Genomic DNA, 23,448 nt, shown 5'->3' with positions numbered 1-23,448 from the left:
CGTATTCTATCCACCGTCTTTATCCATAGAACAATTGGTTATTAGTATAAAAAGACTGCTGCATTTATTTGCAGCAGTCTTTTTGGATTATATGTGCTATTTTGATAAGATGATGGCTTGGATTTTGTTTATCTATACGATTTTTTTATAATCACATCATTTGTTCTGATTTTATATTGACAAATCGATACAAATGTGCTATAATATAAAACAGGCAGAGATTATTTTGATGTGCTTCCAAAGCCGCCTGTGCGGACATTGTCGGCGCAGTCATCTTCGGTGATCCCAAAGGGAATGAAAATGCCCTGTGAGAATGCACTGCCTTGTTCCATGGTTATGGTCTTGCCCTCGTTTGTCTCGTTGGTGAGCTTTATCTGAATGTGTCCTTCGTTATCGGCATAATAATAATCGCTGTCGATGATCCCTACGGTGTTGTTGAGCCTGAGACGGTATTTAAAGCCCAGACCGCTTCTCGGACAGCACATCAGGAACCAGCCGTTCTCGATAAATGCTTTGATGCCTGTGGGAATGGTGACAGTCTCATTGGGCTGCAGGGTGACTGTGAGAGGTATGAAAAGATCGTATCCTGCCGAGCCTGCGGTGGCTCTTACGGGCAGCTTGATCTTTTCGTAAATGTCCTTACATTCATCATCGGTGAGGTCAGGGAAGCTTTTTTTGGCGTCGGCGGTGAACTGCTGCAGGGAAACCTTTTCAAATCGTGCTATCCTGTTCATTGTGAAATCTCCTTTAATAATCGGTCAAATGTATCTCTGTCGGCAAGACCTTTGGAAAATGCTGTGGCACTGCCTGCCGCTGTACCCCATTTTAGAGCTTCATAAAAGCTATTCGTTCTGAGATATCCTGCCAGAAAGCCTGCAAGCATTGAGTCGCCTGCACCTACGGAATTTACGGCTGTTCCTTTGGGCGAACCTATCCTATAGACGTTTGAATCCTCGGCGGCAAGAACAGCGCCCATTTCTGCCATAGAGACGATAACGTTTGCTGCACCCATGACTCTGAGCTGAAGCGCACATGCCTCCGCCTGGTCGGCGTTAAATATCTGACAGCCGAATATCTCTCCTACCTCGTGATGATTGGGCTTGACGAGGAAGGGCTTATATTTCAGGAGCTTTGTGAGAAGCTCTCCCGAAGCGTCGGCGGCAATGAGAACGCCGCTGTTTTCCAGCCTTTTGCAGATTATCTCGTAAATATCGTTGGGAACAGATCTCGGAACGCTTCCCGCAAGGACGAGTATATCGCCACAGGACAGCCTGTCAAGCTGATGAAGCAGCTTATCTATTGCCTGTCCGTCTATTTCGGGACCGCCCGGGTTTATTTCCGTTTCTTCGGAGCTTTCAGTTTCAAAAAGCTTTACGCATATCCTTGTTACGCCTTTTTCAAGACGAATAAAATCGCAGTCGATGCCCATACTTTTAACAGCGTTCTCAAGCGCTTCGCCCGTAAAGCCTGCGGTAAATCCCAGTGCTGTGCTGTTGGTGCCGAGCATTTTCAGAACGGTGGAAACGTTGATGCCCTTTCCTCCCCAGCATATCTCTTCGGATAAGGTGCGGTTTATCCCGCCCCGGGACAGGGTGCTCAGACGGAGAACATAATCCACGGCGGGATTGAAGGTGACGGTGTAGATCATTTCTGAAAGGGTCCTTTCGGAAAAATTTTATTTTGCAGAGCCTCGTATCACAAGCTTATGATCGAGGATTATCATATCGTTGTTTTTTACGGTGCTGTGCATATTGTCGAGGAGCTTGTTTATCACTGTCCTGCCCATTTCGTAGCCCGGCTGGGCAACTGTGGTTATCCCGGGAGTGTACATTTCGCTGAGGCTGATGTTGTCAAAGCCGCACACCTCAAGCTCTGTTCCTACTGCAATACCCTCTTTGAACGCCTGCTTTATCACACCTGCGGCAAGAAGGTCTGATATACAGAATATTGCCTGTGGCATTTCGTCTAAGGTCATAAAATATTTCAGTGCTTCACGTCCGTCGGTATAATCATAGGAACATCTGTAAATGTATTTTTCCTCGGGTTTTATGCCATATTCCGAAAGCGCACGGATATATCCCTTTTCGCGGTCGGCAGATGAAAGAGCGTCGGTATTTCCTCCTGTTGTCACAAGGCCAATCTTTGTTTTACCTTTTTCAAGGAACATTTTTACAGCATCGTATGCGGCTTCTTCGTTATTTATTGTAACGGTCAGCACCTTTGCGTCCGAGACCCGCTCGCAGCACAATGCTATGTTATACCTCTTATTCAGATCGTTTAAGGTCTGCGCCTCAAGCTGTGTTCCCAGAAGGACTACTGCGTCAACGGTGCGGTTGAAAAGCATTTCAAGCAGTCGCATCTCAGTTCCCAGATAGCTGTTGCTGGTACTGAGGAGAATATCGTAATTCGGGTATGCGGCGTCCTGCATTCCCTTGATTATATCGCTGTAGACTGTGTGCTCTGTGGAGGGGAGAATGGCAAGGATATTATTGGTCTCGCATTTTCGGAGATTTCTTCCCAGAAAATTCGGGCTGTATCCCATCTCCTTGATAACTTCGTTTACCGCTGCTGCGGTTTCTTCGGATACTGCTGCGCTGTTATTGAGAACACGGGATACGGTCGCTACAGATACTCCTGCAGCTTTGGCAACGTCCTTGATTGTTACGCTCATTGGAAAACCGTCCTTTCAAGTGTAAAATTAAACGATCTTTTCATCGTCTGTAAGGCTTCGGCTGCGCTCTCTGAGCTTTTCGCTTTTCTTCCTTGCACGTTCGGCTGAGCGGTCATAGGAAAAGAAATCGGCAAAAACAGCGGTGAGAAGCAGTATGGTCACAAGCACTGCCGGGTATATTCTGGAGGTGAGTATTTCTATGCTTGAGCGGGGAACATTTGAATTTGGTATGCCATTAAGAACGGCGATAGGGTAGATGTAAAGCAATGTTCCCGCAATATTGAAAACAAGCGACAGGAGGTTCCATATCCCTTTTCGGAAAAAGGCAAATATCAAGGCGGCAAGGAGCACGCCTACGGAAATCATCAGGCTCATGCCTGCGTTTTGGTAATTATTGGTATAAAGCGCAATTCCGCCGAGGAGGTTCAAAAACAGACAGCATACGGCAAATGCGATGCAGCCAAGCACAAGTGAAGCCTTTCTGAGGATTTCCATAATATTATACATTCCTTTGATAAAATGATCCGTTTCAGGCTGCCTGTCCGACAGTCCGGTTATAAAAAATATTATACCACAAAATGGTTTAAAGTGCAACAATTTTTTTCAATTTACAGAAAAAAATAAAACGATTACTGTGAAGATTATATCGGTCTGCTAATTCCGACTTCTTTTTTTAAAGAATGGGATTAAAATTATAGAATATAAAACTCTTATATTTTTCTGCAAGGAGCAAATATTAATCCTGTGAGGCGTTTCACAACAGGCGCTTTATCACCAAATGCGGCGGACGCTGCGGAGAGGAAGTCTATATGAATTTTGCACTGAAGATGTTCCGCGGTGCGGCGTGTACGGCACTGGCGGCACTGACGGGAAGTATAATATACTATAACTGCGCTTTGCCCGACAATTACTGCGTTGCCGAGGGCGGAAGCCTTATTATAAACGAGCATATTGAAGTCCGTTCGGACAGGATAATTCCCGAAAGCTATGACATCGAAGCTTCGGAAAATACCATATTCAGCGCTTCTTCTATGAAAGGAGCTGTGGCGGAAAGGACAGAGCAGCTCAGACTTTTTGGAGTATTCCCCATAAAAAATGTCAATGTGACTGAGGTCAGCGAGCCTGTGGTAGTTCCCTGCGGCACTCCTTTCGGCATTAAGCTTCTTACGGAGGGCGTGCTTGTGGTTGAGCTTACTGGCTTTGACAACGGCGGTGGAGTCACATCGCCCGCACGTGAGGCAGGAATAAACGAGGGCGACATCATCATCAGCATTTCGGGAAAGACTGTTTCCTCAAACAAGGACGTGAGCCGCATAATCGGTGAGAGCGGCGGCAGGACTCTTGGAGTGGAGCTTGTCAGAGACGGTGAGAGCAGGGTGGTATTTCTGAAGCCTGACAAGTCTGCTGCCGATGACACCTATCACGCGGGAATGTGGGTGCGTGACAGCTCCGCAGGTATAGGGACTATCACGTTTTATGACCCGTCAACAAAAATATTTGCGGGTCTGGGACACCCCGTATGCGATTCGGACACAGGCGAGATGCTCACTATGTCCAGCGGCGAGGCTGCGGACGTTTATATAAGCGGGATAAAGAAAAGCTCGGCAGGCTCCCCGGGTGAGCTTATCGGAATGTTTACTTCGGACAAGTCCTGCGGAAGTCTTGTTCTCAATTCCGAATGCGGCATTTACGGCTATATGGATAAATGTCCTTCTATGGTCAGCGCGGTCCCTGTGGCTATGAGGCAGGAGATAAAAACCGGCGAGGCGTTCATTTACGCTACGGTGGACGGTTCATCTCCGAAAAAGTACAGCGTGGAGATCGAAAAGGTGGATCTGAAGGCTTCGGAGGCAGGGAAAAATATGGTGGTGCGCATTACCGATGAACGGTTGCTGGACAAGGCAGGCGGGATAGTCCAGGGAATGAGCGGAAGTCCCATTATCCAGGACGGCAAGCTGGTCGGCGCGGTAACTCACGTTTTTGTGAGGGACCCCACAAGAGGATATGCCATTTTTGCTGATACCATGCTCGAATGTGCCGAAAATGCGGCAGGCTGAGAAAATTGCAGAGATATATGCCTGTTTCAGAGGCGGCAGGCATATGTCTTTGCAGTACATACGGAGGCGTTTGACTGTTAATAAAATTTTAATTTATCAAAATGTTGATTTTTGTCCGAGTATGTAGTATAATAAATTTAGCTTTGCAGAATTTTCGGAAAGAGGGAAATTAAATTGTCGTCTTATTACGAAAGAAAGAAAAAAAAGGGAATGAAATTCCGTATTTCTTTTGTTCTTCTTTTTGTTTTTGCAAGCTTTATCGCCTGCTTTGCTCTGTATATGAGAAGCGATGAGCTTCCTCAGAAGCATGATGGCGAGATCGTCTCCATCACCGAGGAAAATGTTTCCGATGAAGCAGAGCGCACTTCTACGGCGGATATCAACCCCATCGCTCAAAGCTCTCCGAAGGATGAAAGCTATTTCGATAGCTGTATGTTTGCAGGAGATTCGCTTATCGTTGGGCTTGGTTCATACGGCTTCATTCCAGAGGACAGGATAGCTGCGGGAGTGGGTATGAGCGTTATGAGCATCAACACCACGCCTCTTACAAATCCCGACGGCAGCGAGATACTTGCGGCAGATAAGATAAATGCTGCGGCTCCCGAAAATCTTTATGTTCTGCTTGGGCTAAATCTTCTCGGAATGTATACCGATGAGCAGCTTCTTGCCGCTTACGGGGATTTTATCGACAGCATCGACAGGGAAAAGACAAACATTTACATCATCTCCGTTCCGCCCGTAACGGGAGCGAGGGAGACTAACGAGGATAATCCCATTCTTAATTCGGATATCGACAGCTTTAATTCCGACCTCCTTAAATTTGCCAACAACCGCTGTGTTTATTTTGTTGATCTGAACACGGCTCTGAAGGGCAGCGACGGACGTTTTCCCGAGGAATACGCCGAGGCGGACGGTATCCATTTTATGAAATCCACCTACAGGCTGATGCTGGATTTCCTGCTTTCACACGTTTACAGCGAATAATGAAAACAACAGGGCTTCGGCTGTTTGCCAAGGCGCTGAATAATACAGATTGATGAGGATAGTAATATGAAAAAGACCTTAGCTGCCGCTTGTGCGGCATTGTGTGCGCTTACTTTTTCCGCCTGCTCGGGGGAGTCGGACAACCAACCTGCGGCAAGCGGCGCTTACACCGAGATATCTGCTTCGGAAGAGGCTGCGGTGACCTTGGACGAAACGGGGCAAACGGAGACGGAAGCTTCTTCAGGAACCGTGTTATGCGGGGATATCGCCAATGCGGTCATGGCTGCGGTGGAGCTTCCCTCTATGGCGGAGGTCGGAGCAGACAGGATAGGAATGTATCTCGATCTGACAATTCCCGACGGCTGTGATTTTTCAATGTACATATGCGGCTCAGGCGGATTTGCCGATGAGGTGTTTGTAATAAATACAGACGGAATGAGCGCTGATGATATAAAAAGTGCTGCCGAAAAGAGGATAGAGACAAGAAAAAAGGATTTCGAAGGCTATAATCCCGACGAATTTGACAAGCTTGATAATTATTTTTCCGCTGAAAAGAACGGTTATTACATATATGCAGTTACCTGTGACAATTCAGCCTGCGAAAGTATTTTTGATGAATATGTGAAATAATTTGTAAGGATGATAAATTTTTACAAAATACGCTTTACATTCTGAGTAAAATAGTGTAAAATGAATAGTGAAAACTGTATCGTGAAAGGAAGTATATCGCAAATGAACGATCAGATCAAATATAAGCGAGTCCTGCTCAAGCTCTCGGGAGAGGCTCTTGCAGGCGATAAGAAAAACGGACTTGATTACGGTGTTATCACTCCTATCTGCGCAAGCATCAAGAAATGCGTCGAGGCAGGAGTTCAGATGGGTATCGTAGTCGGCGGCGGCAATTTCTGGAGAGGCCGCTCAAGCGGCGCTATGGACAGGACCAGAGCAGACCACATCGGTATGCTTGCAACTACCATGAACGCTCTCGCAGTTGCCGATGTTCTCGAGTCTATGGGTCTTGACGTGCGCGTTCAGACTGCTATTTCTATGCCGCAGGTCGCCGAGCCTTACATAAGAAATAAGGCTGTCCGTCATTTTGAAAAGGGTCGTGTGGTCATTTTCGGCTGCGGAACAGGCAATCCCTTCTTCTCTACTGACACCGCTTCCACTCTCAGAGCTGCCGAGATCGAGGCTGACATAGTTCTCAAGGCTACTATGGTTGACGGAGTTTACGATAAGGATCCCAATAAGTATGATGACGCTGTTAAATATGACAAGCTTACATTCAACGAGATCCTTGTGAAAAATCTTGCTGTTATGGACAGCACTGCTGCTTCGATGTGCAAGGACAATAATCTGCCCATTCTTGTTTTCGACCTCAGCCGTCCCGAAAACATTTATGACGCCTGCATCGGCAAATCGGTGGGAACTCTTGTGGTACCCGAGGATTAAAAAAATTTACGTATCTTCCCGGCATAAAATTTAACATTGAAAGGAATTATTAAAATGAACGAACAGATCAAATCAGCTCAGGATAAAATGAACAAGTGCCTCGCAGCTCTCGGAAGAGAATTTGATACCATCAGAGCAGGAAGAGCAAATCCCGCTATCCTCGATAAGGTACAGGTAGATTATTACGGAACACCCACAGCTGTCAACGCTATGGCTGCTATCAGCGTTTCCGAGGCAAGAGTTCTCGTTATCCAGCCCTGGGACGTTTCCGCTCTCAAGAACATTGAAAAAGCTATTCAGGCTTCGGATATCGGCATTACTCCCACAAATGACGGAAAATGCCTTCGCCTTGCGTTCCCTCAGCCTACCGAGGAGCGCAGAAAGGAGCTTGTAAAGCAGGTCAAGGCTACAGGCGAAGAAGCAAAGGTCACCATCAGAAACGCAAGACGCGACGCTCTTGACAAGCTCAAGGCTATGAAGAAAAATTCCGAGATCACCGAGGACGATATGAAGGGTCTTGAAAAGGACCTCCAGAAGGTAACTGACAAGGCTGTTGAGGACGTTGACGCTGCAGTTGCAGTTAAGGAAAAGGAGATAATGACAGTCTGAGCTGTCCTTTTAAATAGCGATCGAGAGGACGTGTAGTTATAGGAGCTGCTGAAAATAAAGTAGAGTTTTCCGCTCTTCCCCGCCACATCGGCTTTATTATGGACGGTAACGGAAGATGGGCGGCAAAGCGCGGTCTGCCAAGAAGCATGGGACACAGAGCAGGGGGAGAGGCGCTTAAAAAAACTGTTGATGCCTGCCGAAGGATAGGTATCCCATATGTTACATTTTACGCCTTTTCTACCGAAAACTGGAAGCGGCCTGCCGAAGAGGTGGATGCTCTGATGAGGCTTTTCAAGGAGTACCTTGACGAGGCGGAAAAGTTTGCTGGACAAAAAGCACGTATCCGCTTTCTCGGAGATAAGACTCCTTTTCCCGATGAGCTTCGCTGCAGAATGACCGAGCTTGAGAAAAATTCGGCTCAGTACACTTCTATGACTATTATGCTTGCTATGAATTACGGCGGCAGAGACGATATCATTTATGCCGCAAGACGTCTTGCAGCATTATCCGCTGAGGGGGATATCCGCCCTGAGGATATCGATGAAAAGACCTTTTCGGGAATGCTTTATACAGGTTCGGCTCCCGATGCTGACCTTATCATAAGATCCAGCGGAGAACAGCGGCTCTCAAATTTTCTGCTGTGGCAGTCGGCATATGCCGAATTATATTTTACTGATACGCTGTGGCCTGACTTCGACGAAAAAGAGCTTAAAAAGGCTCTTGAGTCATATGCGTCACGCAGCAGACGATTCGGAGGTGTTTAAAGGTGAAACAGCGCTTGATCACTGCGGTTGTGGGCATTTCTGTCGGTATTCTGGTCTTATGCCTTCACAACACGCTGGTTTTTCCGATATTTGTGTCTCTTATCGCTATAATGTCTGTGCAGGAGATACTCACCGTCTGCGGCTGCAAAAAATTTCCCGTTCATTTCGGAATGTGTCTGCTTTTTGCCGCAGCTATACCCATGCTTACCTGGTTTCCCCAGATAGGGATAGTGTGGAGAATGTTTGCTGCTTCCCTGATCGTGTTTTTTATGTTTGCAGGGTATGTGGCAGATCACAAAAAGCTGCCTTTTGACAAGCTTGCAGTCATGGTGACGGTTACAAGCCTTATCACATTTTCCATAACCTGTCTTGTGTCCCTCAAGAATATGAGCGATATCCACGGCATATGTTATGTAATAATGGCTCTTATGGCTGCCTGGATACCCGACGCAGGAGCATACTTCGTTGGTACTGCCTGCGGAAAGCACAAGCTCTGTCCCGACATATCCCCCAAAAAAACCGTTGAGGGCGCTGTGGGAGGATTTATAGTCACTGCGCTTGTATTTGTCCTTTTCGGAATGGGTTACAAGTATTTTATGCACACGTATAAGGGAATAGATTTTGATGTGAATTATATTGCGCTGGCGGCAGTAATGCTTATTGCCGCGGTCATCAGTATGGTAGGTGACCTCTCTGCTTCTCTGCTGAAGCGCGAGTACAACATCAAGGACTACGGAAAGCTTCTTCCCGGTCACGGCGGCGTTGTGGACAGATTTGACAGCGTATTTTTTGTTCTTCCCTATATAATGCTTGTGTTCAACGCTTTCGGTCAGAAAATATTTATTCATTCCGTTAGCTGATGAAATAATATCGGTGCTGTTTCGGCTCGGGTAAATTCGGGGCAGGACAGCACCTTGATTTTTTGGGTGAATGATGATGAAAAAGATAAATCTTTTAGGCTCGGGCGGCTCCATAGGCACGCAGACATTGGAAGTGTGCCGCCGTCATGGATTTGAGATCCATTCCGCAGCAGTAAAAAGCAATTATAAAAGGCTGGCGGAACAGGCAAGAGAATTTAAGATCAAAAGAGTCTGCATATTCGATGAAAAATACTATAAACCTCTGAAAGACGCCCTTGCGGACAGCGATACGGAAGTACTTGCAGGTCTTGACGGACTTTGCGAGCTTGCGTCGGACAGAACGGCGGAGCTTACCGTTAACGCCGTTGTTGGAATGGTGGGACTGAAGCCTACGATCGCCGCTCTCGAAAGCGGTATCCAAGTGGCTCTTGCCAACAAGGAAACTCTTGTGGCAGGCGGAGATATCGTAATGAAGCTTGCCGCAGAAAAGGGCATAACCATTCTGCCCATTGACAGTGAACACAGCGCTGTTTTCCAGTGCCTTATGGGAGTACAGGGAGACGTTAACAAGCAGCTGAAGGGCATTATTCTTACTGCTTCCGGCGGTCCTTTTTTCGGAATGACGGCAGATGAGCTTGAAGAAGTTACTATCCAGCAGGCTCTTTGTCACCCTAACTGGTCTATGGGACGAAAGATCACCATTGACAGCGCAACGATGATGAATAAAGGTCTGGAGCTTATTGAAGCCTGTCATTTGTTCGGCGTTTCGCCTTCGCAGGTGGAGATAGTTGTACATCGGCAGAGTATTGTTCATTCGGCGGTAGTTCTTTCTGATAATGCGGTGATCGCTCAGCTTGGAGTTCCCGATATGAAGATACCCATTCAGCTTGCTCTTACCTATCCCGAAAGGTGCGAATCACTCTCGGGCAAGCTTTCGCTGACCGATTACGGCACACTTACCTTTCAGAAGCCCGATTATAATACTTTTTTGTGCCTCAGGGCTGCTGTTAAGGCTGCCAGAACGGGAGGAACTGCGGGAAGCATCGTAAACGGTGCCAACGAAAGAGCCGTGGAGCTTTTCCTTGCAGGAAAGATAGGCTTCGGAGATATAGGCAGGGGAGTCAGCGGCGCTCTTGATAACATCACCGTCCGCGCTGCCGATACTCTTGAAGCGGTCCTTGCAGCCGATGCAGAAGCAAGGGATTACATAAACAGCAGATTTTGCTGATATTACTGTTCGGAGGAATAAATGAGTACAGTTATTTCAATTGTCAGCGCAGTCTTGATCTTCTGCGTGATAGTTATTGTTCACGAGTTCGGTCATTTTATCGTGGCAAGAAAATGCGGTATTGATGTGCAGGAATTTGCCATTGGTATGGGTCCTGTCATATTTAAAAAGCAGGGAAAGAATACGCTGTTTACCATACGTCTTCTGCCTTTGGGCGGCTTCTGCTCTATGGGAGAGGACGAGGAGTCGGAGGATGAAAACAGCTTCCGCAAAAAGCCTGTGGGACGGCGTATCGCTGTTATTGCCGCAGGTGCGGTGATGAACCTTATTCTGGGATTTATTATTGCTCTGATAATTTTTCTTGTTTCCGGAAAGCTTACCACGACCATCATTGCAGAGGTTACTCCCGGCTCGGGCTGCGAGGCTGCGGGAATGGTTCAGGGTGACAGGATCGTCAAGGTCAACGGACTTCACATTTTTACAGCAAACGACATTATCTATCAGCTCAGAAACGACGAGGACGGCGTTCTGGATTTTGTTGTTGAGCGAAACGGTGAGAAAATTTCCCTTGACGGAGTGAAATTCGGTCTTACCATCGATGAGGAAACGGGTACGCGTGTACTTAATTATGACTTTAAGGTATATCTCAAGGATATTACGGCTGCCGAGCTTATTCCTGCCGCAGCAAACAAGTTTATGTACTATTCCCGTCTTATCCTTATGTCCCTGAGAGACCTTATTTCCGGAAAGTACGGGCTTAACAATTTGCAGGGACCTGTAGGTATAGTTACCGTAATTTCCGAAAGTGCCAAGGAATCGGGCTTCGACATAGGCTATCTGCTGGATATTGCTATGCTCATAAGCGTAAATGTGGGAATATTTAATCTCCTGCCTCTCCCTGCTCTGGACGGAGGACGGCTGGTATTTCTCATTATCGAAGCAATACGCCGCAAGCCCTTCAAAGCCGAGACTGAGGGAATGGTGCATTTTGCGGGATTTGCGCTGCTTATGATACTTATGCTCATTGTGACCTTCAATGACGTTAAAAATATTTTTGTGTGATGAATTTAAAGGAATGATAGATCATGAGAAAGCTTCACCCCGTAAAGGTCGGAGGTCTTACCCTTGACGGCAGCAAGATATATATACAGTCAATGCTGAATGTGCCTGCGGGAGATATCGAAGGAAACGTCAGGCAGGCGGTCATGCTTGAAAAGGCAGGGTGCGAGATAATCAGAGCCTCCGTTCCCGATATGGAGGCGGTGAAGCTCATTCCTGCCATAAAAAACAAGATCTCCATACCTCTTGTGGCGGATATACATTTCAATCATAAGATAGCACTTGAGTGTGCCGCTTCAGGAGTTGACAAGATACGCATAAATCCCGGAAATATCGGCGGGATAGACAGGGTAAAGGCTGTGGCGGACTGCTGCAGGGCAAGGAATATCCCTATCAGGATAGGCGTAAATTCAGGCTCTCTCGAAAAGGAGCTCCTTGCAAAATACGGCAGACCCTGTGCTGAGGCTCTTGTGGAAAGTGCAGTTAACCATGCTGCTTTGCTTGAAAAATGCGATTTTGATGACATAGTGATCTCCATAAAATCTTCGGACGTCAAAACTATGATAGATGCCTACCGCCTTGCTGCAGAAAGGACTGCGTATCCCCTTCATTTAGGAGTTACCGAGGCAGGCACAGAGAGAATGGGGATAATCAAATCTGCTGTGGGAATAGGTTCACTCCTCTGCGACGGTATCGGAGAGACTATAAGGGTTTCCCTTACCGACGACCCGGTAAAGGAGATCGCTGCCGCCAAGGATATCCTTATGGCTGTGGGAAAGGGTCACGGAGTAAGATTTGTATCCTGTCCCACCTGCGGACGCACAAAGATAGATCTTGTGAAGCTGGCGGCAGATGTGGAGAATGCGGTAAAGGACATTCCCCTTGACATTACCGTTGCTGTAATGGGCTGTGCCGTTAACGGTCCCGGTGAAGCAAGAGAGGCAGATATCGGCATTGCCGGCGGAGACGGCTGTGCCGTAATATTCAGAAAAGGCGAGCTTCTGCGGAAGGTCAGGGAAGAGGACGTTTTACGGGAGCTTCTGAGCGAGATAGACAAACTTCGGGAGGAAGAAAAGAATTGCTGATAAAAGAGCTGTTTTCGGAATATACCGATAAAATTCCCAATCCTGTGGGCAGGGGAGAACTGATTCGTATCTCAAAAAGCAAGGACGGCAGGAAAATGTATCTTTACGCTGCCTTCCCTCAGCTTCAGCGCTTTGAAAATCTCGATGAATTTGAACGTGCCGCCGCACGTGCAGTGGGACTTGACCTTCTTCGGGTAAACTGCCGCTATACTCCCGATATGCTTGACGCTAAATATGCCGCAGAAGCGGTACTGCGTTTAAAGCAGGATATGGCGGTGATAAACGGTCATTTAAACGGCGCATTTTATTACATAGATGATAATATTCTCCATATCGAGCTGAAACGCGGCGGGGCAGAGCTTTTATCCCGTGCAGGCTTTGAGGCGGCTCTTTCAAAGCTTATAAATGACGAATTTTCTGTAAAGATAACTGTCAAGCTCATAGAAAAGCAGGTTCCCCGGGACAGCTATGAGGAGCAGCTGAAGCAGGCATATGAAAACTCGATACCCATTCCCGACCCTGACATTTCTCAGAAGCCTGTTTTTTCTGCCCCTCCTAAGGAAGAGATAGTTTCTGTGGATTTCAAATCGATACCCGTAATGAGCGAGGGAGCGCAGATAATAAAGGGCAAGCGCATTTTTTCCGACAGCGTGACGAATATCGGCGATATTTACGAGCCGCAGAACGGTATTGTTATCTGGGGCGATATTTTCGATTATTCCGAAAAGGAGATAAAAAACAAAAAGGGCGAGGAAAAGCGCATAACCACAGTCAGCCTTACCGATTACACAGGCTCCATATCCATCAAGGATTTTGCTGACAAGGACAGCGAGAATGTGCTTTCGGCACTAAAAAACGGAACAACTGCAATTATTCGCGGCAGAGTGGATTTTGACACGTTCGACAATGAATTTGTTCTACGCGCAAACGATATTATGCTTGTGAAGAAAAAGGATAGGAGCGACACCTGTGAGGAGAAGCGCGTTGAGCTTCATATGCATACCAATATGTCCCAGATGGACGCTATCACCCCTGCGGACAAGCTTATCAAGCGCGCATATTCATGGGGACACAAAGCGATCGCCATTACCGACCACGGCGGAGTTCAGGCGTTTCCCGAAGCCGTTGCCGCTTGTGATGATATCAGAAAAAGCGGCGGAGATTTCAAGATAATTTACGGCTGTGAGGCGTATTCAGTTGACGATATCGTTGAAGCTGTCAGGGTTTATAAGGACGTTCCCCTTAAAGGCGAGCTTATCGTTTTCGACCTTGAAACTACGGGCTTTTCCGCCACAGGTGAAAGGATAATCGAATATGGCGCTGTCCGCCTGCGCGATCTGGAGCTTTGCGACACGTTTTCAAGCTTTGCAGACCCCGAAAAGCCAATTCCCGAAAGGATAACAAAGCTTACGGGAATTACCGGCGAGATGATAGAGGGTGCGCCCTCCCAGAAAGAGGCTCTTGAGAAATTTATTGAATACTGCGGTGAGGACCCCGTTCTTATCGCTCACAATGCAGGCTTTGATACGGCTTTTATCAAAGCGGAATGTGTTCGTCAGGGAATAAAGTTCAATTTCTCCATTATCGATACGGTGGTAATGTGCAGAAGTATGCTCCCCGAGCTGAAAAAGCATAAGCTGAACATCGTTGCAAAGCACCTGGGACTGGGCGAATTTGACCACCACAGGGCCTTTGAGGACGCAAAAATGCTGGGCAGGATCTTCATCAAGCTTGCCGCAAGGCTCATTGATGAGGAAAACTGCGTCAATATCAGCGATATAAACAGGGTAACAAAAAATGTTGACCCCAAAAGTCTCAGGGCTTATCATCAGATACTTCTTGCCAAAAACAACGCAGGACTTAAAAATCTTTACAAGCTGGTTTCATTCGGGCATATAAAATATTATCACCGCCGCCCGAGAATACCAATGTCAGAGCTTATTGCCCACCGTGAGGGACTTATCGTGGGCAGCGCCTGCGAATCGGGAGAGCTTTTCACAGCTGTCCGTGACGGCAGACCATGGGACGTCCTCTGCGATATCGCTTCATTTTACGATTATCTTGAAATACAGCCCTGTATGAATAATGAGTTCCTTATCCGCGACGAGGACTACGACAATATAAAAACTGTAGAGGATTTACAGGAATTTAACAAGACGATCGTAAAGCTGGGAGAAGCGCTGAATATTCCCGTTGTTGCCACCTGCGACGTGCATTTTATGGATCCTTCGGACTCGGTTTTCCGAAAGATACTTATGTTTGACAAGTTTGCCGACGCAGAGCACCAGCCGCCCCTGTATCTGCGTACCACCGACGAAATGCTTGAGGAATTTTCCTATCTTGGAAAGGAAAAGGCTTACGAGGTGGTTGTGACAAATACCAACAAGATCGCGGATATGATAGACCCGGATATCCGCCCCATTCCTCCCGGAACATTTACTCCGAGTATGGATAACGCCGAGGAGGAGCTGCCCCGAATTACCTGGCAGAGAGCAAAGGAAATGTACGGCGATCCTCTGCCCGACATCGTTCAGAAGCGGCTTGACAAGGAGCTTAACTCCATTATCAAAAACGGCTTTGCTGTGCTTTATATGATCGCTCAGAAGCTTGTGGCAAATTCCAACGAGCATGGCTATCAGGTGGGCTCGAGAGGTTCCGTAGGTTCTTCCTTTGTGGCGAATATGTCGGGTATCTCTGAGGTCAACTCTCTGCCGCCCCATTATCTTTGCCCCAACTGCAAGAACAGTGAATTTTTTACTGACGGTACCTACGGCTCGGGATATGACCTGCCGCCGAAAAAATGCCCCAAATGCGGAACGGATTATATCCGCGAGGGACACGATATCCCTTTTGAGACCTTCCTGGGCTTCAATGGCGACAAAGCACCTGATATCGACCTTAACTTCTCGGGCGAGTATCAGACCTCCGCTCATAAATACACCGAGACCCTTTTCGGTCCCGAAAACGTGTTCAAGGCAGGAACTACAGGCTCAGTTGCCGAAAAGACCGCTTACGGTTATGTGAAGCATTACCTTGAAGCGGTGGGCAAAAAGGTATCAAAGGCTGAGGAAAACCGCCTTACACTCGGCTGCACCGGCGTAAAGCGCACCACGGGTCAGCACCCCGGAGGAATGGTGGTCGTACCTTCCGATTACGAGGTTTACGACTTCACCGCCGTTCAGCACCCTGCCGAGGACCCCAAGTCCAACTTTATAACCACCCACTTTGACTTCCATTCCCTTCACGATACCATTCTGAAACTTGACGAGCTGGGACACGATGTGCCCACACTTTACAAGCACTTAGAGGATATGACGGGAGTTATGACAAAGGATATTTTCCCCGCAGACGAAAAGGTAATGAGCCTGTATGCTTCCCCCGAAGCGCTGGGCGTAACAGCCGAGGATATCGGCTGGCAGACGGGAACCCTCGCTATCCCCGAAATGGGCACAGGCTTTGCCATGCAGATGCTTCTTGACGCCAAGCCTACCAAATTCTCCGACCTTCTCCAGATATCGGGACTTTCTCACGGTACGGACGTATGGCTGGGAAATGCTCAGGACCTTATCAAAAACGGGGTCTGCACCATTTCCGAGGTTATCGGCTGCCGTGACGGCATTATGACCTATCTTATCTATCACGGCGTTGACCCGAACCTTTCCTTCAAGATAATGGAGATAACCCGAAAGGGAAAAGCCCCCAAGCTGCTTACCGAGGAAATGAAGCAGACTATGAGAGACCATGGAGTTCCCGAATGGTATATCGACAGCTGTCTCAAGATAAAGTATATGTTCCCCAAGGCTCACGCTGCCGCATACGTAATTGCCGCAAACAAGCTTGCCTGGTATAAGGTGTACTATCCTCTGGAATTTTATGCGACCATATTCACCGTGCGCGGCGAGGATTTTGATGCTGAGACCGCAATGCTGGGACGACAGGCAGTGAAGCTTAAAATGAACGAGATCAAGGCAAAGGGCAACGACAAAACTGCCAAGGACTCGGGCACGTATGATATGCTGCTGCTTACAAACGAGATGATGGCAAGAGGCTTTGATTTCCTGCCCATAAATATTTACAAATCCCACGCCACCAAATACACCGTTGAGGACGGAAAGATACGTCTGCCCTTCTCATCGGCAGGAGGAATTGGCGAGAATGCCGCAAAAGCACTTTACGACGCTGTTCAGGCAGGAGACTTCATCTCCATCGACGAGCTTCAGGAGAAAAGCGGAGTTTCAAATTCCGTTATCGACAAGCTTATATCTCTGGGGGCAATGGGCGACCTTCCCAAATCCGACCAGATAAGTCTTTTCTGAGGAGTGAGAATTTGAACAGGATATTATGTTCCACAGGTGCGCTCATAACGCGCAGAAACGGCAGAAACCACAAACTCCTTCCCGAATTTGCGGAAAAGCTTGATTTTGACGGCTTTGAGCTTATGATATATCAGAGCTGGTACGGGTGCTTTGACATTATTGACGACATTGCCCGAATGGGACTTGTTATCCCCACAGTCCATTGCGAAAAAGATATAGGGGAGCTTGTTTCGGAAGGCAATGCCGAAGCCTTTGACCGCTTTGAATTTGACTGCACATCAGCCGAAAGGGTAGGAGCAAGGCTTCTTGTTCTCCATCTCTGGAACGGTCTTGTTTCCGACAGTAATTTTTCTGAAAATCTTCGGGCATTTGACCGTCTCAGAAATATTGCCGGGAAGCACGGACTGCTCCTCACCGCCGAGAATGTGGTCTGCAACGTCTCATCGCCAATGGAGAGACTTCTGGAGCTTGAAGCAAAATACCCCGACATAAGCTTTACCTTTGACACAAAAATGGCGCAGTTTCACGGAGAGCTTGAAAGGATATATAATGAAGAGTTCTGGCGCAAGCATATCAGACATCTTCATATAAATGACTATGGCGGCGGGATAAAGGACTGGAGTGCATTAAAGACTCTCCATATAGGCAGCGGAAATGTTGATTTTGACAGCTTTTTCGGATTTGTGCAAAAAATGGGCTATAACGGTGACTTTACCGTTGAAGCAACTTCCGTCAGTCCCGAGGGGTTAGTTGATATAGACAAGCTTAACCGGGATTTTTTGAAAATCAAAGGCTATATTGCCTAAATTATCCTTTACCTCTTGACAATACTGCGGTATTATGGTATTATGTTACTATGATATCACTTTACTATGATAAATTAACAGGGAGATCAAGACTGTATGAAACGATATGATTTAATTACACCGGAGGGAACAAGAGACCTTCTTTTCGAGGAATGTGCCGCAGTAAGAGCGGTGGAAGAAAGGCTTCAGAAGGTATTCAGGGCTAAGGGCTATTCCGAGGTCATTACCCCGGGGCTTGAGTTCTACGATGTATTCAATATGAAATCAAGATATTTTCCCCAGGAAACAATGTACAAGCTTGTGGACAACAAGGCTCGTCTTATGGTAGTCCGCCCCGACTCCACAATGCCCATTGCACGAATGACCGCCACCCGTCTCAGAGAGCAGACTCTTCCTCTCAGACTCTGCTACAGCCAGAGCGTTTACCGCAACAAGCCCAGCATGAGAGGCAGAAGCGATGAGATTCGCCAGACGGGAATTGAGCTTATCGGCTCCGCTTCGGGACGTGCCGAGCTTGAAGTGCTTTCAAACGCTCTTGAGGTGCTGTCCTCCTTTGAAACAGAGGGCTTCCGTCTTGAGATAGGTCATATCGGCTTCTTTAAGGCGCTTCTGAGTAAGCTTGGCTGCGACAGCGATACAGCCGAGAACATCAGAGGACTTATCGAGGTCAAGAATTATCCTGCTTTAAACGACCTTCTTGAGAGCATCGGCGATAACGAGGTAACACGTGCATTAAAGCAGCTTCCCCGTCTTTTCGGCGGTGAGGAGGTATTTGCGGAAGCGGCAGCCATTTACAGCGACCCCGAAACAGATGCAGTCCTTGCCGACCTCAGAAGCACATATGAAAAAGCCGTATCACTTGGCTATAACGGTATGATAACCATCGATCTGGGACTTGTAAACCGTATGGATTACTACACGGGAACGGTCATCAAGGGATATATCGAAGGCTGCGGCGATGCCGTTCTTTCGGGAGGAAGATATGACAAGCTCCTGTCCGAATTTGGCTATGATGTTCCCGCAACAGGCTTCGCGGTAAATGTTGACGCTGTTGCAAGAGCGGAGCTGAAACGGGTAAACTTCAAGCCCGTCCCCGCAGATGTTCTTGTATTCGGCACAGACGGATATGAAGCCGCTGCCGTTGCCCATAGCAGAAAGCTTATTTCCGAAGGCCTCACCGCCGAAACAGCGGTATTTGATAACATAGACGAGGTAAGAAGCTACGCCGCCAAAAAGGGCATCAGGCGAATTGATATAGTTTCGGAAAAAATAACTTCCGAAAATCTTTGATGGGAGAAATACATATGAATAACAATGCAGCAAGACCTCTGAGAATAGCACTTACAAAGGGCAGACTTGAAAAGGACACAGTAGCTCTCCTTGAAAAAATCGGCTACGACTGCACCGCAGTCCACGAAAAAGGCAGAAAGCTTATCCTTCCCGTGGGTGACAGCATTGAAGTAGTGCTTGCAAAGGCAGCGGATGTAATAACCTATGTTGAAAACGGCGTATGCGATTTAGGCGTTGTGGGCAAGGACACAATTATTGAAATGCAGGGAAAGTTTTTCGAGCTTTCCGACCTGGGTTTCGGCAAATGCCGCTTTGCCCTTGCAGGAAAAAAGGGCGAGGATTTCTATGAGGGAACTCATGTCAGAACTATTGCCACCAAATATCCCAATGTTGCCCGCACATTTTTCGAGAAAAAGAATATGGACGTGGATATCGTGAAGATAGAGGGAAGCGTTGAGCTTGCTCCTCTTCTCGGTCTTTCCCATGCCATAGTTGATATCGTTGAAACTGGAACCACCCTCAAGGAAAACGGTCTTGAGGTCTACGAGTATATATGCCCCATATCCGCAAGACTTATTGCGAATATGGTAAGTCTCAAGCTCCGCAAGGAGGAGATAGAGCAGCTTATATCCGCTATTGAAGCCAATATCTGATAGAAAGGAAGTCCCCAGCAATGATAAGAAAAATAATTGCCGACGGCACAGCAGAGGTGCAGTTTTTAAAGGAAGTAGAGAAGCGCAACGGCGAGACCGACAAAAAGGTATCCGAGATCGTTTCGGAAATAATCGAGAATGTTAAGGAAAACGGCGACAAGGCTGTAAAGGAATATACCGAAAAATTTGACGGAAAGCTCCCCGAATATTATGAAGTGCCTCTTGACGTTATCCACGAGGCAATGAGCAATGCAGACGAAGCCTTTGTAAACGCCCTTCTTAATGCAATGGAGAACATCACCGAGTTTCACAACAGGCAGAAGGAGCAGAGCTTTATTGACGCCAAGGAAAACGGCTGTATCTTAGGTCAGCGTGTAAGAGGACTTGACAGGGTAGGACTTTACGTTCCCGGCGGCACAGCTGCATATCCCTCCTCAGTGCTTATGAACGCCGTTCCCGCAAAAATAGCAGGAGTAAAAGAGATAATTATGGTCACACCTCCCGGCAAGGACGGCAAGCCCAACCCCGATATCCTCACCGCCGCAGCCATTGTGGGCGTTGACAGAGTATTTATGTGCGGAGGAGCCCAGGCGATCGCAGCGCTTGCATACGGAACAGAGGAGATACCCAAGGTAGATAAGATAGTAGGTCCCGGAAATATTTTTGTAGCCACAGCCAAGAAGCTTCTTTACGGCAAGGTGGATATTGATATGATCGCAGGACCCAGCGAGATACTTATCGTAGCCGATGATACCGCCGATCCCGCATATCTTGCCGCCGATCTTATGAGCCAGGCTGAGCATGACAAGCTTGCTTCCGCTATTCTCATCACCACAAGCGAAAGGATAGCTGACGAGACCTCCGCCGAGCTTGAAAAGCAGATGGCAGAGCTTTCCAGAAACGAAATAATCCGTTCCTCTATCGACAATTACGGAGCAATAATCGTGACCAAGTCTATGGACAGAGCCATCGAGCTTGCAAATTCCCTTGCTCCCGAGCACCTTGAGATACAGGTAAACGACCCTATGAGCTACCTGGGACAGCTGAGTAACGTAGGCTCAGTATTTATGGGTCAGTACAGTCCCGAGCCTTTGGGAGACTATTTTGCAGGACCCAACCACGTCCTTCCCACAAGCGGAACAGCAAGATTTTTCTCACCCCTTTCCGTAAACAGCTTTGTAAAGCGTTCACAGTTCATTTACTACACCGAGCAGGCTCTCCTTGACGCAAAGAACGATATTGTCTGCATTGCTGAAAAGGAAGGACTTACCGCCCACGCTCACGCCGTAAAGATCAGATTTGAAAAATAAAAAAACTAAACAATTCTGAAAGGCGGAATTATAATGTCCTACGAGCTTAACAAAAAGCTGAAAAGCATAGAACCCTACGAGCCTGAAACAGGCGATTATCCAATTAGGCTGGATGCAAACGAGTCCTGCTTTGATATATCCGAAAAGCTTGGCGATGTGATAAGCGAAGCGGTAAAAAACGTGGAGTTCAACCGTTATCCCGACCCTACAGCCGGTGCGGTCACAGAAGCCTTTGCGGCATTTTACGGACTTGACCCCCGGCACTGCACCGCAGGAAACGGCTCAGACGAGCTTATCTCCCTTATCCTCAGCTCATTTCTTGATAAAGGTGATACCGTTGTAACACTCTCACCCGATTTCTCAATGTACGCCTTCTACGGCTTTATAAACGAGCTGAAAATAAAAAATATGCCGAAAGAGGACGACCTGAAAGTCGATGTGGGCAAGGTTGCAGAGTTCTGCAACAATAACGACGTCAAAGCCATCATCTTCTCAAATCCCTGTAATCCCACCTCTCTTGGAGTACGCAGACAGGACATTATCAGGCTTGTAAAGAACGTTTTCTGCCTTGTTATCATAGATGAAGCGTATATGGACTTCTGGGGCGAGAGCGTGCTTGATATGGCAGGGGAGCTTGACAATCTCATTGTGCTCAAGACCTGCTCAAAGAATATGGGGCTTGCTGCTCTTAGACTGGGCTTTGCGGTAGCGGGCGATACCATTTCTACTGCACTAAAAGCGGCAAAATCACCCTACAACGTAAATGCCATAACTCAGGCAGCAGCAGCGGCAGTGCTTCGCCATAAGCCGATGATAATGGAATACACAGCCGAAATAGTACACAGCCGAAAAATGCTCCAAAGCGCAGTCATCGATCTTTCGGAACGATTTTTCACCATAGAAAAGGTGTACGATTCCGTCACGAATTTCATCTTCATAAAAACGCCCAAGGCAAAGGAAATATATGAAAAGCTCATTCAAAGAGGAGTTTCCGTCAGATATATGGGCTCGTATCTTCGGGTGACCGCAGGAACAGAGCGTGAAAATCATATCTTCCTGAAGGAGTTCAGGGAAGTTCTCTCCCTGCTGTAAATTAGAAAGGAGCAAGCAAATGCGCAAAGCCGAAATATCACGAAACACCAAGGAGACCAAGATCAGCGTAACACTTAACCTTGACGGGCAGGGCAGACACGAGATCAGAACGGGAATAGGCTTTTTCGACCATATGCTCACCGCACTCTGCGTACATGGCGGCTTTGACCTTGAGCTGAGGACCGACGGCGACCTTTTTGTTGACGGACATCACTCTGTTGAAGATACGGGCATCGTTCTGGGACAGGCATTCAAGGCGGCGCTGGGGGATATGAAGGGCATAGCACGCTACGGCACAAGCTTTATCCCCATGGACGAAAGTTTGGGATTTTGCTGCCTTGATATCAGCAACAGACCCTTTCTTGTATATGAATGCAGCTTCTCAGACCCCAGAACAGGGGACTATGACAACTGCCTTACCGAGGAATTTATGAGAGCCTTTGCCTTTAATGCAGGGATAACTCTCCATATTAAATGCCCCTACGGCTCCAATGACCACCACAAGAATGAAGCGATGTTCAAGGCTCTTGCCCACGCATTAAATGACGCTGTAAAAATAAACGGGGGAGAGATACTTTCCACAAAAGGGGTGTTATAATGATAGCTATCGTAGATTACGGCGCAGGAAATATTTTTTCCGTCAAAAACGCAATGGATTACCTCGGACTGTCCGCCGAGCTTACCTCTAAACCGGAGGATATCAGAAACGCCGACGGCATGATCCTTCCGGGAGTAGGCGCATTTCCCTGGGCGATGAATATGCTCTCGCAGTCGGGGCTTGTGGACGTTATCAAGGAGGAGGCAGTCAAGAAGCCTTTTCTCGGAATATGTCTCGGAATGCAGCTTATTTTTTCAAAGGGATACGAATTTGAGGAAACAAGCGGGCTGGGACTTATTGACGGAGAAGTTAAGCTTATGACTCCCGAAAACCTCTCCATTCCCCACATCGGCTGGAACAAGCTTATCATAAACAGGGAATGTCCGCTTTTAAGCGGTCTCGGCGATGATGAATATGTTTATTTCGTACATTCCTATGCCGCCGAATGTTCCGATAACGATGTAGCCGCATACTGCGAGTATGGCAATAAGGTCACTGCACTTGTAAACAGGGGAACAGTCTATGGCGCTCAGTTCCACCCCGAAAAAAGCGGAAAAACAGGACTTAAAATTCTCCGTAATTTCGCAGAGCTTATAGGGTAAGGAGGGAAACGA

Annotated in this window: 22 protein-coding genes; 18 read left to right on the top strand and 4 right to left on the bottom strand. The window is 47.4% G+C overall.

Annotated elements, in window-relative coordinates; translation table 11 throughout:
* Positions 1–221: 221 nt before the first annotated feature.
* The 4 genes from ACI4J0_RS06460 to ACI4J0_RS06445 are packed head-to-tail and all read right to left on the bottom strand — an operon-like array spanning position 222 to position 3,166.
* Positions 222–734 carry a deoxyuridine 5'-triphosphate nucleotidohydrolase gene (locus tag ACI4J0_RS06460; protein ID WP_439764995.1) on the bottom strand — a complete coding sequence of 171 codons (513 nt, stop codon included), beginning with the start codon at positions 732–734 and terminating at the stop codon, positions 222–224.
* A complete protein-coding gene (gene pfkB, locus ACI4J0_RS06455; protein WP_439764994.1) occupies positions 731–1,648 on the bottom strand; it encodes a 1-phosphofructokinase in 918 nt (305 codons plus the stop codon). Before pfkB ends, ACI4J0_RS06460 begins: the two co-directional genes overlap by 4 nt.
* 27 nt (positions 1,649–1,675) lie before the next feature.
* Positions 1,676–2,671: a LacI family DNA-binding transcriptional regulator gene (locus tag ACI4J0_RS06450; RefSeq protein WP_439764993.1), complete on the bottom strand. Its 996-nt coding sequence runs from the start codon at positions 2,669–2,671 to the stop codon at positions 1,676–1,678.
* A 27-nt stretch (positions 2,672–2,698) separates the two neighbouring features.
* Positions 2,699–3,166 carry a hypothetical protein gene (locus ACI4J0_RS06445; protein ID WP_439764992.1) on the bottom strand — a complete coding sequence of 156 codons (468 nt, stop codon included), beginning with the start codon at positions 3,164–3,166 and terminating at the stop codon, positions 2,699–2,701.
* A gap of 314 nt (positions 3,167–3,480) precedes the next feature.
* Between ACI4J0_RS06445 and spoIVB the strand changes: the two genes are divergently transcribed.
* From spoIVB to hisH, 18 genes are all read left to right on the top strand, one after another.
* Positions 3,481–4,728 carry a SpoIVB peptidase gene (gene spoIVB / locus ACI4J0_RS06440; RefSeq protein ID WP_439764991.1) on the top strand — a complete coding sequence of 416 codons (1,248 nt, stop codon included), beginning with the start codon at positions 3,481–3,483 and terminating at the stop codon, positions 4,726–4,728.
* Positions 4,729–4,938: 210 nt separating this feature from the next.
* Positions 4,939–5,712, top strand: coding sequence for a GDSL-type esterase/lipase family protein (locus tag ACI4J0_RS06435; protein WP_439764990.1), 774 nt, complete (start codon positions 4,939–4,941; stop codon positions 5,710–5,712).
* A 66-nt stretch (positions 5,713–5,778) separates the two neighbouring features.
* A complete protein-coding gene (locus ACI4J0_RS06430) occupies positions 5,779–6,342 on the top strand; it encodes a DUF4358 domain-containing protein (protein ID WP_439764989.1) in 564 nt (187 codons plus the stop codon).
* A 102-nt stretch (positions 6,343–6,444) separates the two neighbouring features.
* Positions 6,445–7,164, top strand: coding sequence for a UMP kinase (gene pyrH / locus ACI4J0_RS06425; protein ID WP_439764988.1), 720 nt, complete (start codon positions 6,445–6,447; stop codon positions 7,162–7,164).
* 54 nt (positions 7,165–7,218) lie between these two features.
* On the top strand, positions 7,219–7,773 hold the full coding sequence (frr, locus tag ACI4J0_RS06420) for a ribosome recycling factor (RefSeq protein WP_439764987.1): 555 nt from the start codon (positions 7,219–7,221) through the stop codon (positions 7,771–7,773).
* A gap of 38 nt (positions 7,774–7,811) precedes the next feature.
* Positions 7,812–8,537 carry a polyprenyl diphosphate synthase gene (gene uppS, locus ACI4J0_RS06415; protein ID WP_439764996.1) on the top strand — a complete coding sequence of 242 codons (726 nt, stop codon included), beginning with the start codon at positions 7,812–7,814 and terminating at the stop codon, positions 8,535–8,537.
* 2 nt (positions 8,538–8,539) lie between these two features.
* Positions 8,540–9,397 carry a phosphatidate cytidylyltransferase gene (locus tag ACI4J0_RS06410; RefSeq protein WP_439764986.1) on the top strand — a complete coding sequence of 286 codons (858 nt, stop codon included), beginning with the start codon at positions 8,540–8,542 and terminating at the stop codon, positions 9,395–9,397.
* Positions 9,398–9,467: 70 nt separating this feature from the next.
* Positions 9,468–10,625: a 1-deoxy-D-xylulose-5-phosphate reductoisomerase gene (gene dxr / locus ACI4J0_RS06405; RefSeq protein ID WP_439764985.1), complete on the top strand. Its 1,158-nt coding sequence runs from the start codon at positions 9,468–9,470 to the stop codon at positions 10,623–10,625.
* Between the two features lie 21 nt (positions 10,626–10,646).
* Positions 10,647–11,687, top strand: a complete 1,041-nt coding sequence (gene rseP / locus ACI4J0_RS06400; RefSeq protein WP_439764984.1) for an RIP metalloprotease RseP — start codon at positions 10,647–10,649, stop codon at positions 11,685–11,687.
* 23 nt (positions 11,688–11,710) lie between these two features.
* Positions 11,711–12,769: a flavodoxin-dependent (E)-4-hydroxy-3-methylbut-2-enyl-diphosphate synthase gene (gene ispG / locus ACI4J0_RS06395; protein WP_439764983.1), complete on the top strand. Its 1,059-nt coding sequence runs from the start codon at positions 11,711–11,713 to the stop codon at positions 12,767–12,769.
* Entirely contained in the window at positions 12,763–17,085 is a 4,323-nt protein-coding gene (locus tag ACI4J0_RS06390) for a PolC-type DNA polymerase III (RefSeq protein ID WP_439764982.1), read from the top strand. The genes ispG and ACI4J0_RS06390 overlap by 7 nt, the downstream gene beginning before the upstream one ends.
* An 11-nt stretch (positions 17,086–17,096) precedes the next feature.
* Positions 17,097–17,891, top strand: a complete 795-nt coding sequence (locus ACI4J0_RS06385; protein ID WP_439764981.1) for a sugar phosphate isomerase/epimerase family protein — start codon at positions 17,097–17,099, stop codon at positions 17,889–17,891.
* A 96-nt stretch (positions 17,892–17,987) separates the two neighbouring features.
* The gene (gene hisZ / locus ACI4J0_RS06380; protein WP_439764980.1) at positions 17,988–19,181 is read left to right on the top strand and encodes an ATP phosphoribosyltransferase regulatory subunit; all 1,194 of its coding nucleotides are present in this window, start codon (positions 17,988–17,990) and stop codon (positions 19,179–19,181) included.
* Between the two features lie 14 nt (positions 19,182–19,195).
* Complete coding sequence (gene hisG, locus ACI4J0_RS06375; protein ID WP_439764979.1) at positions 19,196–19,834, top strand: ATP phosphoribosyltransferase; 639 nt, start codon at positions 19,196–19,198, stop codon at positions 19,832–19,834.
* Between the two features lie 20 nt (positions 19,835–19,854).
* Positions 19,855–21,144, top strand: a complete 1,290-nt coding sequence (gene hisD / locus ACI4J0_RS06370) for a histidinol dehydrogenase (RefSeq protein ID WP_439764978.1) — start codon at positions 19,855–19,857, stop codon at positions 21,142–21,144.
* A gap of 33 nt (positions 21,145–21,177) precedes the next feature.
* Positions 21,178–22,236: a pyridoxal phosphate-dependent aminotransferase gene (locus ACI4J0_RS06365; protein ID WP_439764977.1), complete on the top strand. Its 1,059-nt coding sequence runs from the start codon at positions 21,178–21,180 to the stop codon at positions 22,234–22,236.
* A 19-nt stretch (positions 22,237–22,255) separates the two neighbouring features.
* Positions 22,256–22,834: an imidazoleglycerol-phosphate dehydratase HisB gene (gene hisB / locus ACI4J0_RS06360; protein ID WP_439764976.1), complete on the top strand. Its 579-nt coding sequence runs from the start codon at positions 22,256–22,258 to the stop codon at positions 22,832–22,834.
* On the top strand, positions 22,834–23,436 hold the full coding sequence (gene hisH, locus ACI4J0_RS06355; RefSeq protein ID WP_439764975.1) for an imidazole glycerol phosphate synthase subunit HisH: 603 nt from the start codon (positions 22,834–22,836) through the stop codon (positions 23,434–23,436). The genes hisB and hisH overlap by 1 nt, the downstream gene beginning before the upstream one ends.
* Positions 23,437–23,448: the final 12 nt, after the last annotated feature.

It is taken from the genome of Huintestinicola sp. (genome assembly GCF_051882455.1).
GTDB lineage: Bacteria > Bacillota > Clostridia > Oscillospirales > Ruminococcaceae > Huintestinicola.
The sequence above is the reverse complement of the archived record's forward strand: the minus strand, read 5'-3'. Positions and strand labels throughout refer to the sequence as shown.

Bases quoted from the DNA above. Each gene is read 5' to 3' on its own strand.
- ACI4J0_RS06460 (WP_439764995.1), bottom strand. From the start codon at position 734: ATGAACAGGATAGCACGATTTGAAAAGGTTTCCCTGCAGCAGTTCACC.
- pfkB (WP_439764994.1), bottom strand. From the start codon at position 1,648: ATGATCTACACCGTCACCTTCAATCCCGCCGTGGATTATGTTCTCCGT.
- ACI4J0_RS06450 (WP_439764993.1), bottom strand. From the start codon at position 2,671: ATGAGCGTAACAATCAAGGACGTTGCCAAAGCTGCAGGAGTATCTGTA.
- ACI4J0_RS06445 (WP_439764992.1), bottom strand. From the start codon at position 3,166: ATGGAAATCCTCAGAAAGGCTTCACTTGTGCTTGGCTGCATCGCATTT.
- spoIVB (WP_439764991.1), top strand. From the start codon at position 3,481: ATGAATTTTGCACTGAAGATGTTCCGCGGTGCGGCGTGTACGGCACTG.
- ACI4J0_RS06435 (WP_439764990.1), top strand. From the start codon at position 4,939: ATGAAATTCCGTATTTCTTTTGTTCTTCTTTTTGTTTTTGCAAGCTTT.
- ACI4J0_RS06430 (WP_439764989.1), top strand. From the start codon at position 5,779: ATGAAAAAGACCTTAGCTGCCGCTTGTGCGGCATTGTGTGCGCTTACT.
- pyrH (WP_439764988.1), top strand. From the start codon at position 6,445: ATGAACGATCAGATCAAATATAAGCGAGTCCTGCTCAAGCTCTCGGGA.
- frr (WP_439764987.1), top strand. From the start codon at position 7,219: ATGAACGAACAGATCAAATCAGCTCAGGATAAAATGAACAAGTGCCTC.
- dxr (WP_439764985.1), top strand. From the start codon at position 9,468: ATGATGATGAAAAAGATAAATCTTTTAGGCTCGGGCGGCTCCATAGGC.
- rseP (WP_439764984.1), top strand. From the start codon at position 10,647: ATGAGTACAGTTATTTCAATTGTCAGCGCAGTCTTGATCTTCTGCGTG.
- ispG (WP_439764983.1), top strand. From the start codon at position 11,711: ATGAGAAAGCTTCACCCCGTAAAGGTCGGAGGTCTTACCCTTGACGGC.
- hisZ (WP_439764980.1), top strand. From the start codon at position 17,988: ATGAAACGATATGATTTAATTACACCGGAGGGAACAAGAGACCTTCTT.
- hisG (WP_439764979.1), top strand. From the start codon at position 19,196: ATGAATAACAATGCAGCAAGACCTCTGAGAATAGCACTTACAAAGGGC.
- hisD (WP_439764978.1), top strand. From the start codon at position 19,855: ATGATAAGAAAAATAATTGCCGACGGCACAGCAGAGGTGCAGTTTTTA.
- ACI4J0_RS06365 (WP_439764977.1), top strand. From the start codon at position 21,178: ATGTCCTACGAGCTTAACAAAAAGCTGAAAAGCATAGAACCCTACGAG.
- hisB (WP_439764976.1), top strand. From the start codon at position 22,256: ATGCGCAAAGCCGAAATATCACGAAACACCAAGGAGACCAAGATCAGC.
- hisH (WP_439764975.1), top strand. From the start codon at position 22,834: ATGATAGCTATCGTAGATTACGGCGCAGGAAATATTTTTTCCGTCAAA.